The organism is Streptacidiphilus melanogenes (genome assembly GCF_000787835.1).
Classification (GTDB): Bacteria; Actinomycetota; Actinomycetes; order Streptomycetales; family Streptomycetaceae; genus Streptacidiphilus; species Streptacidiphilus melanogenes.
Map to the genome: position 1 here is coordinate 279,288 of NZ_BBPP01000004.1, position 14,500 is coordinate 293,787.

Annotated in this window: 9 protein-coding genes; 5 read left to right on the forward strand and 4 right to left on the reverse strand. The window is 72.8% G+C overall.

The genetic code is table 11. The annotated features are described in order from the left end of the window. Positions 1-60 precede the first annotated feature (60 nt). From xylA to TR49_RS06995, 3 genes are all read left to right on the forward strand, one after another. Positions 61-1,254, forward strand: coding sequence for a xylose isomerase (xylA, locus tag TR49_RS06985; RefSeq protein WP_042378291.1), 1,194 nt, complete (start codon positions 61-63; stop codon positions 1,252-1,254). Further along, positions 1,251-2,756: a xylulokinase gene (locus tag TR49_RS06990; protein WP_042378293.1), complete on the forward strand. Its 1,506-nt coding sequence runs from the start codon at positions 1,251-1,253 to the stop codon at positions 2,754-2,756. The genes xylA and TR49_RS06990 overlap by 4 nt, the downstream gene beginning before the upstream one ends. A gap of 69 nt (positions 2,757-2,825) precedes the next feature. Continuing rightward, positions 2,826-4,109 carry an ROK family protein gene (locus TR49_RS06995; protein WP_201776155.1) on the forward strand — a complete coding sequence of 428 codons (1,284 nt, stop codon included), beginning with the start codon at positions 2,826-2,828 and terminating at the stop codon, positions 4,107-4,109. 317 nt (positions 4,110-4,426) lie between these two features. On the opposite strand, the gene TR49_RS07000 is transcribed toward TR49_RS06995, so the two are convergent. The 4 genes from TR49_RS07000 to TR49_RS07015 form a co-directional block, all read right to left on the reverse strand. After that, a complete protein-coding gene (locus TR49_RS07000) occupies positions 4,427-6,427 on the reverse strand; it encodes a serine/threonine-protein kinase (RefSeq protein WP_052434069.1) in 2,001 nt (666 codons plus the stop codon). A gap of 11 nt (positions 6,428-6,438) precedes the next feature. Next, the gene (locus tag TR49_RS07005) at positions 6,439-7,377 is read right to left on the reverse strand and encodes a carbohydrate ABC transporter permease (RefSeq protein WP_084724624.1); all 939 of its coding nucleotides are present in this window, start codon (positions 7,375-7,377) and stop codon (positions 6,439-6,441) included. Beyond that, positions 7,374-8,327, reverse strand: a complete 954-nt coding sequence (locus TR49_RS07010; RefSeq protein WP_042378295.1) for a carbohydrate ABC transporter permease — start codon at positions 8,325-8,327, stop codon at positions 7,374-7,376. The genes TR49_RS07005 and TR49_RS07010 overlap by 4 nt, the downstream gene beginning before the upstream one ends. A gap of 96 nt (positions 8,328-8,423) precedes the next feature. Beyond that, the gene (locus TR49_RS07015; RefSeq protein WP_042378296.1) at positions 8,424-9,749 is read right to left on the reverse strand and encodes an extracellular solute-binding protein; all 1,326 of its coding nucleotides are present in this window, start codon (positions 9,747-9,749) and stop codon (positions 8,424-8,426) included. A 119-nt stretch (positions 9,750-9,868) separates the two neighbouring features. Here TR49_RS07015 and TR49_RS07020 point away from each other — a divergent pair, with 119 nt between their 5' ends. Both TR49_RS07020 and TR49_RS39695 read left to right on the forward strand, forming a co-directional pair. After that, the gene (locus TR49_RS07020; protein WP_201776156.1) at positions 9,869-11,215 is read left to right on the forward strand and encodes an ROK family protein; all 1,347 of its coding nucleotides are present in this window, start codon (positions 9,869-9,871) and stop codon (positions 11,213-11,215) included. Between the two features lie 110 nt (positions 11,216-11,325). Continuing rightward, on the forward strand, positions 11,326-14,313 hold the full coding sequence (locus tag TR49_RS39695) for an RICIN domain-containing protein (RefSeq protein WP_084724625.1): 2,988 nt from the start codon (positions 11,326-11,328) through the stop codon (positions 14,311-14,313). The last annotated feature ends 187 nt before the right edge of the window (positions 14,314-14,500 follow it).

Here is a 14,500-nt window from a genome sequence, read left to right on the forward strand (position 1 = left end):
CGCTCCATAAGTTCATTGGCAATACAAATACCTTCGCTCCCTTCGGCTGAGGAGTCCGCCATGGCTGCTTCCGTTCCCTCGCCCACCCCGGCGGACAAGTTCACCTTCGGTCTGTGGACCGTGGGCTGGCAGGCCCGCGACCCGTTCGGCGACGCGACCCGTCCCGCGCTGGACCCGGTGGACGCCGTGCACGGGCTGGCCGAGCGCGGCGCGTACGGCGTGACCTTCCACGACGACGACCTGATCCCGTTCGGCTCCGACGAGGCCGCCCGCGACCAGCACATCGCCCGGTTCCGCAAGGCGCTGGACGAGACCGGGCTGCAGGTCCCGATGGTGACCACGAACCTGTTCACCCACCCCGTCTTCAAGGACGGCGCGTTCACCGCCAACGACCGCGACGTCCGCCGCTTCGCGCTGCGCAAGGTGATGCGCAACCTGGACCTGGCCGCCGAGCTGGGCGCGCACACCTACGTGTTCTGGGGCGGCCGTGAGGGCGCGGAGTCCGACGCCGCCAAGGACGTCCGCTCCGCCCTGGACCGCTACCGCGAGGGCCTGGACCTGCTCGCCTCCTACGTGCAGGACCGCGGCTACGACATCCGCTTCGCGATCGAGCCCAAGCCGAACGAGCCGCGCGGCGACATCCTGCTGCCGACGATCGGTCACGCCCTGGCGTTCATCGGCACCCTGGAGCACGCCGACATGGTCGGCCTGAACCCGGAGGTCGGGCACGAGCAGATGGCCGGGCTCAACTTCGTGCACGGCATCGCGCAGGCCCTGTGGCACGGCAAGCTGTTCCACATCGACCTCAACGGCCAGCGCGGCGCCAAGTTCGACCAGGACCTGGTGTTCGGCCACGGCGACCTGCTGAACGCCTTCTTCCTGGTGGACCTCCTGGAGAACGGCGCGGGCGGCGTCCCGGCCTACGACGGCCCCCGCCACTTCGACTACAAGCCCGCCCGCACCGAGGACTTCACCGGCGTGTGGGAGTCGGCGTCGGCGAACATGCGCACCTACCTGCTGCTCAAGGAGCGCGCTGCCGCCTTCCGCGCCGACCCCGAGGTCGCCGAGGCGCTCGCAGCGGCACGGGTCGGCGAGCTGGCGCGGCCCACCGTGGCCCCGGGCGAGTCCTACGCGGACCTGCTGGCGGACCGTTCGGCGTTCGAGGACTTCGACGTCGACGCGGCCGCCGAGCGCGGCGCGGGCTTCGTGCGGCTGAACCAGCTGGCCGTCGAGCACGTGCTGGGCGCGCGGTGACCCTGGTCGCCGGCGTCGACTCCTCGACGCAGTCCTGCAAGGTCGTGATCCGCGACGCGGAGACCGGAGCCCTGGTGCGCCAGGGCTCCGCCCCGCATCCGCCCGGCACCGAGGTGGACCCGGAGGCCTGGTGGACGGCCTTGGGCCGCGCCGCCGAGGCGGCGGGCGGCCTCGACGACGTCGCCGCGCTCTCGGTCGCCGGGCAGCAGCACGGCATGGTGTCCCTGGACACCGACGGCACAGTGGTGCGGCCCGCGCTGCTGTGGAACGACACCCGCTCCGCCGGGGCGGCGGACGAGCTGGTCCGCGAACTCGGGCCGAAGGTCTGGGCCGAGGCGGTCGGCAGCGTGCCCGTGGCGTCCTTCACGGTGACCAAGCTGCGCTGGCTCGCCGAGCACGAGCCGGAGCACGCCGCCAGGGTCACGGCGGTCTGCCTGCCGCACGACTGGCTCACCTGGCGCCTGCGCGGCTTCGGCGGCAGCGGCCCGAGCGGTGGCCCGGCGGCGCGCGCGGCTGCGGGTGCAGGCGCTGGAGCGACTGTGGCGTCGGGCGCTGGGTCGGGTGCCGGCTTGGACGCCCTCACCACCGACCGCAGCGACGCGTCCGGGACCGGGTACTGGTCGCCGCGCACGGGGGAGTACCGCCAGGACCTGCTGGCGCTCGCGTTCGGGCGCACGCCTCTCCTGCCGCGCGTCCTGGGGCCCGCGCAGTCGCCGGGACCCGCCGCCGCGCTGCGCGGCGACGTGCTGCTCGGCCCCGGCGCGGGTGACAACGCCGCGGCCGCCCTCGGTCTGGGCGCCCGCCCCGGGGACGTGGTGGTCTCGATCGGGACCTCCGGCACCGTCTTCGCGGTCTGCGCCGCGCCGACCGCCGATCCGGACGGTGCGATCGCCGGCTTCGCCGACGCGGCCGGGGCGTTCCTGCCGCTGGTCTGCACGTTGAACGCGGCCCGCGTGCTGGACGCGGCCGCGTCGACGCTGGACGTGAACCTGGCGGAGGTGTCCCGACTCGCGCTCTCGGCGCCGCCCGGCGCGGACGGGCTGACCCTGATCCCCTACCTGGAGGGCGAGCGCACACCGAACCTCCCCGACGCCGCCGGTTCGCTGCACGGGCTCCGCCTGGCCAATGCGAGCCCGGCGCACCTGGCGCGGGCGTACGTCGAGGGCATGCTGTGCGGACTGGCCGACGGTCTGGACGCCCTGACGGCGGCGGGAGTCCCGATCGAGCGGGTGCTGCTGGTGGGCGGTGGCGCGAGGTCCGAGGCCGTGCGCCGGATCGCCCCGGCGATCCTCGGCCGCCCGGTGGCGGTCCCGCCGCCCGGCGAGTACGTCGCCGACGGCGCCGCGGTCCAGGCGGCGTGGATGCTCGGCGGGCAGTCCGATCCGCCCCGCTGGGGCGGCGCCGAGGTGGAGGTCCACGAGGCCGCACCTGCGCGGTGGATCCGCGAGCGGTACCGTGACCACCGCGAGGGCATTAGTTCGGCTATTGTTGGAATGAAATAGCCCCGGGCCGACGCTACTAGAGTCCTCCTGCGGAGCGGGCAGCCCGTCATCGAAGGGGGAGCAACAGTCGTGGCAACCAACCGGACTGAGTCCTACCCGCGCGACCTGGCCATGGCCGGGCCGCCCGGGGCCAAGGACCGCTCCTCGACGCGCCGCGCGAACCTCAGCCTCATCCTCAACCTCCTGCACGGGGAGGGAGGCCGCTCCCGGGCACGGATCGCCGCCGACACCGGGCTGCCCAAGGCGACCGTCACCAACCTCATCGCCGAACTCGTCGAGGGCGGCCTGGTCCGCGAGGGCGAGGCCGAGCGCGAGGGCGCGATCGGGCGGCCCGGCCACGTGGTGGAGCTGGACGGCCGCTCGCTGTGCGGCATCGGCGCCGAGGTCAACGTCGACTACGTGAGCGTGACCGCGCTGAACCTGCCCGGCGACGTGGTCGCCCAGCGCCGGCTGTCCGTGAACGTCGCCGACACGCCGCCCGAGGAGGTGCTGAGCACCGTCGCGGGCCTCGTCGCGGAGACCGTCGAGGAGCTGCGCAGGCAAGGGGTCCGCACCATCGGGGTCACCCTCGCCGCGCCCGGGGTCATCGACCCCGAGCCCGGCGTGGTCAGCTACGCCTCCAACATCGGCTGGCGCGAGGTCTCCGCCGTGGACGGCCTGCGCCGCCGCCTGGGCTCCGCGGCGCCCGAGATCCACCTGGAGAACGACGCCAAGCTCGGCGCCATCGCCGAGTTCGTCACCGCCACCACCCCCGGCGTGCGCGACCTCGTCTACCTCACCGGCACCACCGGCGTCGGCGCGGGCATCATCGCCAGCGGCAAACTCCTGCGCGGCAACGCCGGGTTCGCGGGCGAGGTCGGCCATCTGCCGCTCGGGGACCCGGAGCAGCCGTGCCCCTGCGGGCGCCAGGGCTGCTGGGAGACCGCCGTCGGCCTGGCGGCGCTGCTGCGGCTCGCCGCCGATCCGGACGACGAGGTGCACGACCCCGCCACCGACCTCGACAGCCGCCTGCGCGAGCTGCGGCGGCGCGCCGACGACGGCGACCCGCGCACGCTCGCCGCGGTCGAGCGCCTCGGCGAGGCGCTGCGCAGCGGCGTCGCCCTGCTCGTGGACATCCTGAACCCCCGACTGCTGGTACTGGGCGGCCACTTCGCCGTCTTCGGCGACTACCTGGTGCCCGCGATCCGGGACCACGTCCACGAGACCGTGATCGCTCCCAACGCCGGTGGGTGCGAACTGGTCCCCTCGCAGCTCGGGTTCACCGCCCCTGCGCGCGGCGGGGCGTACCTCGCGCTGGACGCGATCTACCAGGACCCGATCGCCATCATGCAGGGGCTCCAAGCGGCGGGTTGACCGCGGGCGCGGCGCGCGGGGGCGGCCGGGCACGTGGGTCGCGCTGCGGCCGTTGCGCATCGCGGGGTGGCCGACTGCTTCCCGGCGCGTCCGACGTCAGGGTGCCGCGAGTGTCCTCGCGGGGCTCGGGCCGCCGCGGTGACGGTGAGGCCGGGTTGCGGTAGCCGCTGCTTTGCGGCGGTCCCCGAGGCCCAGCGGGCGGTCCGGTGCTGCGGATCACGGACTGCCTGACGGCCGCGCCGCCACGGCGCACGCCCATGGCCGCGCGCCGACCTCGGCCTGGGAGGCGAGGTCGGCGCGCGTCGCTCCGTGCGGCGTCAGTGCCAGTCGACGCGCAACCAGCCGCGGTATGGGAGATGTTCGATGGCGCGGAGGTGGCGGCCGTCCCAGGTGGACGTCGCCGGTTCGGGCTCGGCCAGGGGGGTCAGACGGAAGGACGTGACCCCCTCCGGTGCCCGCGGCAGGTCGACCCGCGGGCGGGCCGGGTCGGCGCTGCCGTTGGCCACCGTCAGGCTCCAGCCGTCGTCGGTGCGCAGCAGGTGGGGGAGCAGGTGCGGGCCGCCGCTGACGAGCGGGAGCGTGGGCCGGTCGGCTTCGAGGAACCGGATCGTCGCGTGCAGGAGGCGCTGGCCGTCGTCGTCGAAGGGCAGCAGTTCCGGCGCGGTGGCGGCGAGGACCGCGACCCGGCCGCCGACAGCGTTGCGAAATACGAAGCGGCCGACACCCCACGGCTCCTGGCGCGGTGTCAGGATCCGCGTCCAGACTTCGGCCTCTGCCACCGGCGTCAACCGGGCGAGAGCCGGTTGGTTGTTGACGCTGAGGTAGACCTCGGCCGTGTCGCTTCCCGCAGTCGGCGCCACCCGCTCCAGCGCGTACGGACCCGGCGCGGCGGCGTGGTCCTCGCGGGTGACGAGCCCGACCGAGGCGAGGCCGATCAGGTCGCCGAAGCCGCGCCGGACGAGGATGTCCGCGGCGACGCCGTCCAGCAGGGTTCCGCCGCGCAGGAACTCCCGGACCTCGGCGTCGTCGAACGCCCAGGCCAGCTGGCCGAACAGGACCCGTACCGGGGCCGGTCCGGCGGTGACGGGGACGCCGTAGCGCAGCAGGAGGTCGGCCGCGGGGCCCGCGTCGACGGCCAGCTCGCCGAGGTCGCCGCCGACCCGGGCGCGCACATGCGCGGCGGCCTCGGGCCGCACCGGCAGGCCGACGCCGAAGGTGTGCAGCTCCCGCGGTTGCCGGTCCGCGATCCAGTCGAGGGCCGGGCGGGAGCGGCGGAGCATCTCCGCGATGTCAGGGAAGCGCTGTGCCTGGCCGGACTGCATCGGGTGGACGTTGAGGAACATCGCGTCCGAGCCTGCGAGTTGAGCCGCCACGAGCTCGGACCAGGTCTGCGTGTCGGACTTGGACCACGCGGTGTGCGGCCAGTTCTCGATCTCCGGTTCGCTGCTGGCCCAGCGCGGACGCAGGGCGCGCTGGACCTCCAGCGTCCACAAGGAGAAGGACAGTTCGCGGCCGGGCGCGTCGCTGTAGCGGGCGAAGTGCGGACGGTGGGCCGCCTCGCCCTCGATGGCCAGGGCCTGGAACAGGGCGGGCCAGTCGCGGCCCTCGACGGAGGCGACACCGAGCTCGGAGCTCATCAGACCGAGCCGGGAACGCCCGCCGGAGGATTCGGCCACTGCTGCGGCGATCTGCGCGGCGACCTCCAACTGGGCCGTGCGCCAGACTTGTTGCAGCAGTGCGCGCCACGGGTGCGGGGTGCCGGGCGCGGTGACGGCCGCGACTGCCCGCTCGTGCGTCACCGGTTCGCCGACCAGCGCCGAGAGCCGGTCCAGCATGGGCTGTTCGAAGCCGCCGCCCCAGGTGAGCGGGGCGTGGTTGTGGTAGCGGAAGTCGTCCTCCAGCCACAGCACCCGGAAGCCGAGGGTCGCGAAGCGCGCGTAGTGCGAGGTGATCCAGGCGCGCCAGCGAGGGCAGGCGAAGGAGGCCTGCGCGGTGGCGACCACGCCGTCCGGCCCGACCATCGGGGTGAAGCCGAGCCGGTCCGCGCGGCCGCGGTCGGCGTGCCCGGCGGTGACCCACGGGTTGAGGCTGACCAGCAGCCCGGCCTCGCGCAGCTGCCTGGCCGCGGCGGCCGCCGTCTCGAACCAGAGGTCCTCGTCCGCGCCAGCGGGATGGCCGGCGTAGAGCTCCTCGGCTCCGAGCAGCAGCACGACCTCGTCCACGCCGGCCTCGCCGCAGAACTTGACCAGTTCCGTGGTGCGGTCGTGCAGGTCCGGGCCGGGGTGGAGCTGGAACCGCAGGTGGTACCGGGCGGGCACGCGGGGACTCCTCACTTGACGCTGCCGGCGGTCAGGCCGGAGCGCCAGTAGCGCTGCAGGGAAAGGAACAGGACGACCAGCGGGACCGCGGAGATCATGGCCGCGGTGATGACGATGTTGTAGGGCGGCGCGCTCGGGCCGATGGCGCGCTGCGCCTGCCAGCCGACGATGCCCTCGGTGACCGGCTGCAGCTTGTCGTTGGCGAGCATGAGGACCGGCAGCAGGTAGTTGGTCCAGATCGACACGAACTGGAACAGGAAGATGGTGACCAGCGCCGGGGCCATCACCCGCATCGAGATGGTGAAGAAGATCCGCAGCTCTCCCGCCCCGTCGATGCGGCCGGCCTCCAGCAGCTCGTCGGGCACGGAGGCGCCGGCGTAGATGCGGGCCAGGTAGACGCCGAACGGGCTGACCATGCTGGGCAGCAGGACGGCCCAGTAGGTGTTGACCAGGTGCACCTCGGAGAACAGCAGGTACAGCGGGACGGCGAGCAGCGGCTGCGGCACCAGGACCGCGGCGAGCACCACGTTGAAGGTGAACTCCCGGCCGCGGAAGGGGTACTTGGTGAGCGCGTAGCCGGCCATCGCGGAGATCAGGGTGCTGACCGTCGCGCCGCCGACCGCGTACAGGGCGCTGTTGAGCAGCCAGGTCGAGTAGATGCCGCCCTGTTCGGTGAAGACCGTGCGCACGTTGTCGAAGAAGGCGAAGTGCCCGAACCAGAACGCGTTGCCGCTGAACAGGCCGGAGTCGGTCTTGGTGGACGCGACCAGCAGCCACCACACCGGCGCGAGGAAGTAGACCGACGCGATGACCAGCACGCCGAGCACGAGCCAGCGCGAGGCGTCGAACCGGATGGGCGGTCGGTTGCCGACGGGGGCGCGGCGGGCGGCCGCGGCGGGGACTGTCTGCCGCGTGGGGCGGTCGAGCTGGGGAGCGGGGTTGCGGCTCACAGGGCGGCCCCACGGTGCTGGACGAGCCTGAGGAAACCGAAGGAGAGCACGAACGCCAGCAGCGCCAGGATCACGGACTCGGCCGCGGCGGCGTTGAAGTTGTTGGCGTTCACCGCGTCGTAGGCGGCGTAGATGGGCGTGTAGGTGCTGCTCAGGTTCGGTGCGACGTTGTGCAGGATGGCGGGCTCGTTGTAGAGCTGGGCGGTGCCGATGATGGAGAACACGGTGGTGAGCACGAGCGCGGGACGCACCAGCGGGATCTTGATCCGCCAGGCGACGCCCCAGGCCGAGCAGCCGTCCATGGTGGCGGCCTCGCTGAGCTCGGCCGGGATCGCCTGCAGGGCGGAGTAGATGATCAGCATGTTGTAGCCGGTCCAGCCCCAGGTCAGCATGTTGCCGATGGTCGGGGCCAGCATGCCGTTCGAGGTCAGGTCCAGGTGCAGGCCGAGGTGGTGTGCGGCCGCCGTGATCGGGCTGAGCCCGGGCGCGACGAGGTAGGACCACATGATGGCGCCGACGACGCCGGGCAGCGCGTAGGGCAGGAAGAAGGACAGCCGGAAGAACCGCCTGAACAGCGTCGACCTGGCGTCCAGCAGCAGGGCGAGGCCCAGCGCGAGCCCGAGCATCACCGGCACCTGCACGACGCCGATCAGCAACACCCGCAGCAGCGAGCCGCGGAAGGCCGGATCGCCCAGCGCGGTGGTGTAGTTGGCGAGCCCGGCGAACACCTGCGTGGGCGCGCTGAGGCCGAGCCCGTCGCGGTGCATCCGGAAGAGGCTCTGGTAGAGCGTGTACCCGATCGGGGCCAGGTACATGGCCGCGAAGAGCATCAGGAACGGCGCGAGGAACAGCGCGGCGGTCCGGGCGCGGCGGCGCACGTGGCGGGGCGGACGATGGGCCGCGACCGGTGGAGTCGCCGTCGCGGCCCGCCCGAGGGGAGCGGTGGTCATGCGGGTCGGTGCCTTTCGGACGGGGCGTCGTCGGGGCCCCGCACCGCCGCCGGTCAGGGCCCGGACGGCGGCGCGGGGAGCGGAGGGACGGTCCGGTCAGCCGGAGACCGTCAGGCCCTGCTGCTTCATCTCGGCCACGGTCTTGGTCTGCACCGTGCCCAGCACGCTCGGCAGGGTCGCGCCGCCGGTGCCCGCCTGGCCGAGGCCGTCGCCGAGGTCGGTGGAGGTCTGGGTCATCGTCGGGCCCCACTGCCAGGAGGTGTTGATGTGCGGGGTCTCGGCGTTGAAGACGTCGTAGATCTTCTGGCCGCCGTAGAAGGCGTCGGGTGCGGACAGGGCCGGGTTGGTGAGCCCGGAGGTGGCGGCGGGGTAGATGCCGGTGACCTTGATCAGGTTCGAGACGCTGTCGGCGTCCGTGCTCATCCAGACGGCGAACGCGGTGGCCTGCGCGGCGTGCGCGCAGCCCTTGAGGACGGCGGTGGCCGAACCGCCGTCGTTGCCGTAGACGGGGTTGCCCGCGTCCCAGACCGGCATCGGGGCGACGGCCCACTTGCCGGAGGTGCTCGCGACGCTGGAGGCGATGATCGGCGCGTCCCAGACGGCGTTGACGTCGGAGAGGATCTTTCCGTTCGCCATGTCCTTGTACAGGGACGGGTCGTAGCTCGGGTCGGTCTTCAGCAGCTTCTTGTCGAGCAGGCCCTGCCAGTAGGAGGCGACCTTCTGGTTTCCGGCGTTGTCCAGGCTCACCTGCCACTGCTGGTTCGCGGTGCCGAACCAGGGGGCGCCCGCCTGCCAGGCCAGACCGGCGTAGTTGTAGGCGTCGTTGCCGAAGTCGCCCAGGTAGACGGTGGGATCGGCGGCGTGCACCTTGGCGGCGTCGGCGGCGTACTGGTCCCAGGTGGCCGGGGGAGTGGTGATGCCGTACTTGGCGAACAGGTCCTTGCGGTACATCAGCGCCATCGGGGCGGTGTCGACCGGGATGCCGTAGGTGGCGCCGCCGATGCTGACCTGGTTCCAGGTCCAGGTCGCGAACTCGCTCTTGGCGGAGGCGGCGGAGGAGGACACGTCCTGCAGGGCGCCGGCGGCGGCGAAGCTCGGCAGCGTCTCGTAGCCGACCTGAGCCAGACACGGGGCGTTCCCGGCCTTCACCGCCGTCAGCATCTTGGTGTAGCCGCCCTTGGAGCCCGGCGCGGTCGTGTCGAACCTGACCTGGATGTCGGGGTGGGACTTGTTCCACAGTGCGACCGACTGCGCATAGCCGGGCGCCCAGCCCCAGAAGTCGAGGGTGACCGGCCCGGAGGCGGCGCTGCTGCCACCAGTGGAACCGGAGGCGGTGGAGCCGCTGCTGGAGCAGCCGGTGAGCGCCGTCGTGGCCGTAAGGGCCACGGCGACGGCCGCGAGAGAGGCGGTTCTGACCTTCACGTGCGTCTCCTCGGAAAGGGGGTCGGGCGAGGGGCTGTGATTGATTCGGCTATTGTTTGAACTAACTCTGCTGAAGTCAAGGGCGGGCGACGAGGAAAGCCGACGAGGGGAACGGGGGCGTGAGGGTGAACCGGTCGGCGCGGGTGGCGGACGTCCAGGGGCTGGCCATCGCGGGGCCGGTCGTGCGCCGGGACCGCCTGTCGGCCCGGCGGGCCAACCTCGGTGCGGTGCTGCGCCTGCTGCGCGACGAGGGCCCGCGCGCCCGCACCAGGATCGCCGACGACACCGGACTGCCGAGGACCACGGTCGTGCACCTCGTCGCCGAGCTGCTCGACGGCGGCCTGGTCGCCGAGGGCGAGCCCGAGCGCGACGGCGCGCTCGGGCGCCCGGCCCTGACGGTCGGGATCGACGGCGCCGACGTCCACGGGATCGGCGTGGAGGTCAACGTCGACTACCTCGGCCTGCTGGCCCTCAACCTCAGGGGCGAGGTCGCGCTCGAACGTCGCACGCCGTTCGACGTCCCGCGCGCGGACCCGAAGGCCACGCTCGACGAGACGGCCCGGCTCGTCGCCGCGGCCCTCCGGGCGGTCCGCGCCCGTGGCGGGCGCACGGTCGGGGTCACCCTCGCCACACCCGGTGCCGTCGACGTCGCCGCCGGGGTGGTCGGCTACGCCGCCAACATCGGCTGGCGCGGCGTGCGGGCGCTCGCCCGGCTGCGCGAGGGGCTCGCGGGCGAGCTCCCGGAGCTGTTCCTCCAGGACCGGCCTCCGGAGCCGGGTATGTACCCGGAGCTGTACCCGGAGCCGGACCTGTATCTGGAGAACGACGCGAAGCTCGGCGCGCTGGCCGAGTACGTCCCGGCCTCCGCGCGGGGCGTGCGCGACCTCGTCTACGTCACCGGGCAGACCGGGGTCGGCGTCGGCATCATCGCCGGCGGCCGGCTCGTGCGCGGCGCGGCCGGTCACGCCGGGGAGATCGGCCACCTGCCGCTCGTCCCCTCCGACCAGCGCTGCTGCTGCGGCCGACGCGACTGCTGGGAGACCACGGTCGGCCGCGGCGCGCTGCTGCGCTACGCCGCCGATCCGGCCGACGCGGTCCACGATCCGTCCGTCGACCCGGCGTACCGGCTCGCGGAGCTGCGCCGCCGCGCCCGGGCCGCCGACGCCCGCACCCTGGACGCGCTGGATCGGATCGCCGCCAATCTTGGGCCCGGCCTCGCCCTGCTCGCGGACGTCCTCAACCCGCGCCTGATGGTCCTCGGCGGCCACTTCGCCTACTTCGGCCGCTATCTGACGGACAAGGTCGCTGCGGCGGTGGGCGAGCGGGTCATCGCGCCGCGGGGCGGCGGCTGCGAGATCGTCCCCTCCGGCCTCGGCTTCGCCGCGGCGGCCCGGGGCGGCGCGCTGCTCGCGCTCGATGCCGTCTACCGGGACCCGATCCGGGCCATGGCCGGGCGCGGTGTCTGACCAGCGAACCTTGCGCGAAGTCTTGACGAGCGCGTTGTTAGTTCGGATTCTAGCGGAACTATTCTCGGTGCCTCCCGTCCCCAGGGCGGCACATCCCCCGGAGGTTCCCCATGACAGCCAGACTGACAGGGCGGTCGCGCAGAGCGATCGCGGCCGCCCTCGCCGGGTTCACTGCGCTCTGTGTGCCGCTGCTCGGCGGCGTCCCGACGGCGAGCGCCGCCGCCTCCGCCGGCCCGATCACCATCGGCGGTGCGTGTCTGGACGACGCCAACTCCGGTACCGCCAACGGCAACACCATCGACGTCCGGAGCTGCGACTCGGGCACGAACCAGAGCTTCACCTGGAACTCCGACGGCAGCGTCACCGTCCTGGGCAAGTGCCTCGACGTCACTGGCGGCTCCAATGCCAGCGGCGCGGCGATCGAGCTGTACGACTGCACCTCCGGCTCGGCCGGGCAGAAGTTCGCCGCCCTGCCCGACGGCACCGTCTACGCGCCCAAGTCCGGCAAGTGTCTGGAGGTCCAGGGCGGATCCGTGAGCAACGGCGCGACGATCGGCCTGGAACCCTGCGACCCCGCCCAGGCTCTGCAGCAGTTCTCTGCCTCCACGGCTCCCGCCGCGCCGTACACGATGGACGCGACCGCGATCACCAACGGCGGCTTCCACGGCAGCGACAGCCCCTCGCTCCCCTTCACCGACGCGGGCGGCCAGTTCTACTACCAGAACTCCTACTCCGGGTACGGCGCCACCGACGGCCACGTCTGGAGCTTCTACACCGGCGCGAACATGTCCGACGCCGCCGCCGCGTCGATCAACACCTCCGTGAACCCGGCCAACCCCGCCGACGCCAACAACAACACGGTGTGGCGCTGCAACAACGGCCCGACCGGCAAGAACGCCACCGCGGGCGGCTACGCCTACGGGGACTACTGCGACCTGGTCGGGGTGTGGGTCGACCCGGACACCGGCTGGTGGTACGGGCTGGTCCACAACGAGTTCTCGATGAGCCCCTTCGGCGACTCCGCGCACTTCGACGCCATCGACTACGCCGTCTCCAAGGACCACGGCGCCACCTGGGCCATCACCGACCACGCGATCACCTCCCCGTACTCGACCTCGCGGCCCAATAGCCAGCTGTGGACCATGGCGTCGAACGGGCAGGTGCAGACCGGCACCAGCTGTCTGGACATCAACGGGGGCGGCACCGCCGCCGGCACCGCGGTCGACACCTATGGCTGCGGCACGAACCAGTCCAACCAGAAGTGGACCGCGAGCAACGGCGAGCTGGTCAACCCCGCCTCCAACCTCTGCCTGACCGCTTCGGGCACCACCACGGGCAGCACCTTCACCATCCAGAACTGCACCGGCGCGGCCGCCCAGCAGTTCACGGCTCCCGCCTCCGGCGCCAAGGGCCAGATCAAGGTCACCGGCTCCACGTCCGAGTGCATCGACGGGACCGGCACGCTGCGGCTCAACTCCTGCGACGACCCGACCGTGGACGGGCGCACCGCGTTCCCCCACCAGACCTACTACTGGGGTGACGGCGACCCCCGCCTGTTCACCGACTACCGCTCCGGCTACTTCTACGTCTTCTACACCTCCCGCCTGGTCGACCAGGGAGGCGGCTGGGGCGCGTTCGAGGAGCACGTCGCCCGCGCGCCGATCTCCCAGAAGATGGCGCCTTCCTCCTGGCAGAAGTGGTACGACGGCTCCTGGTCCACTGCGGGTGTCGGCGGCGCCGAGTCCGACGTCATCCCGGCCGACGGCGGCGGCCTCGGTTACGTTCCCCCCGCCGACGGCTACTCGCCGAGCAGCACCGGCACGATCAGCGCCCAGGTGGCCGCGGGCACCGCGCCGGCCACGTCGCAGCTGTCGTTCATGAACGTCTCCTACGACACCTACCTCGGCCTGTACATCGCCACCCCCGAGAGCGACTACCCCTCCGGCGGCGCCCCGCAGCACATCTACGCCACCGGCGACCTGGCCACCCAGCGGTGGACCGACCTCGGTCCGATCGGCGACGCCCAGACCTCCTGGTACCGGTGGCTGATGGACCCGCAGAACCTCACCAGCGACACCACCGTGGGCAAGACCGTGCGCATGTACTGCAACATCTCGTGCGAGGACGGCTCCGGCGGCGGCTACACCGACATCACCATCGCACCGAGCGCGGCCGGCTCCCTGCCCGCCGCCCCGGTCACGGCCGGGTCCGCCTACCAGATCGCGGCCGGAAACGGCCAGTACCTGGCCCAGAGCGGCGCAGGCCTGACCACCGCCGCCGGGAGCGGCACCAGCGGGCAGTGGACCTTCACCCCCACCGGTGACGGCTTCTACACCGTCACCAACGTCGGCTCCGGCCAGCTGCTCGGTGTGGACTCCACCGGCAACGCCGGCCGCGCCTGGGGCGCCGCCGTCACCCCCGCCACCCGCGGCGCCAGCCCCACCGTCGGCCAGCAGTGGTCCGTCCAGAGCATCCTCAGCACGCCCGCCACCAGCGGCTCCTCCACCCCCACCGGCAACTACCGCCTCGTCAACCGCTACAGCGAGCTGGCCCTGAGCCTCACCAGCGGCACCACCCAGCCCGTCGCCACCTCCCCGCAGCGCACCTGGGACAACACCGGCACCAGCGGCGACACCCGCGCCGCCGCCGCGCAGACGCTCACCTTCACGGCGGCGGCCACGACCACCGACCTCAGCGGCACGCACACGCTGACCCTCGGCGGCCAGGCCCTGGACGACCCCAACTGGTCGACCACGCAGGGCACCCAGCTCGACACCTGGTCCACCAACGGCGGGAAGAACCAGAGCTGGACCTTCACCCGGCAGCCTGACGGCGACTACACCGTCGTGAACGGCAACTCCGGCCAGTGCATGGACGACGACGGCGGCGCCACCGCCGCCGGAACCCCGGTGATCCAGTGGAACTGCACCGGCGGCAGCAACCAGGAGTGGACGGTGACCCGGCTGCCCTCGGGCGCTTACACGCTCACCAACGCGCACTCCGGCCTGCTGCTCACCACCGCCTCCACCGCGAACGGCGCGCTGGTCACCCAGCAGCCGAACACCGGCTCGTCCCTCCAGCAGTGGACGCTCGGCTGACGCCGACCCGGCCACGCCGAGGTGAGGTGACCCGCCCGGTTCCGGGGCCGGCCACCTCACCACGGCGGTGCGCGGATGTGACCTGCGCCCTAGTCACCTCGTGCCTTTGTCCCGTTTAGTTCCTTGCGTCACCCGCGCGGCGTACGCGCGGGTGCCTGCCCGACCTGCCCCGCACCATGAGGGAACC

Excerpts from the sequence above, each read along its gene's own strand:
- xylA (WP_042378291.1), top strand. The coding sequence starts at position 61 with ATGGCTGCTTCCGTTCCCTCGCCCACCCCGGCGGACAAGTTCACCTTC.
- TR49_RS07010 (WP_042378295.1), bottom strand. The coding sequence starts at position 8,327 with ATGACCACCGCTCCCCTCGGGCGGGCCGCGACGGCGACTCCACCGGTC.
- TR49_RS39695 (WP_084724625.1), top strand. The coding sequence starts at position 11,326 with ATGACAGCCAGACTGACAGGGCGGTCGCGCAGAGCGATCGCGGCCGCC.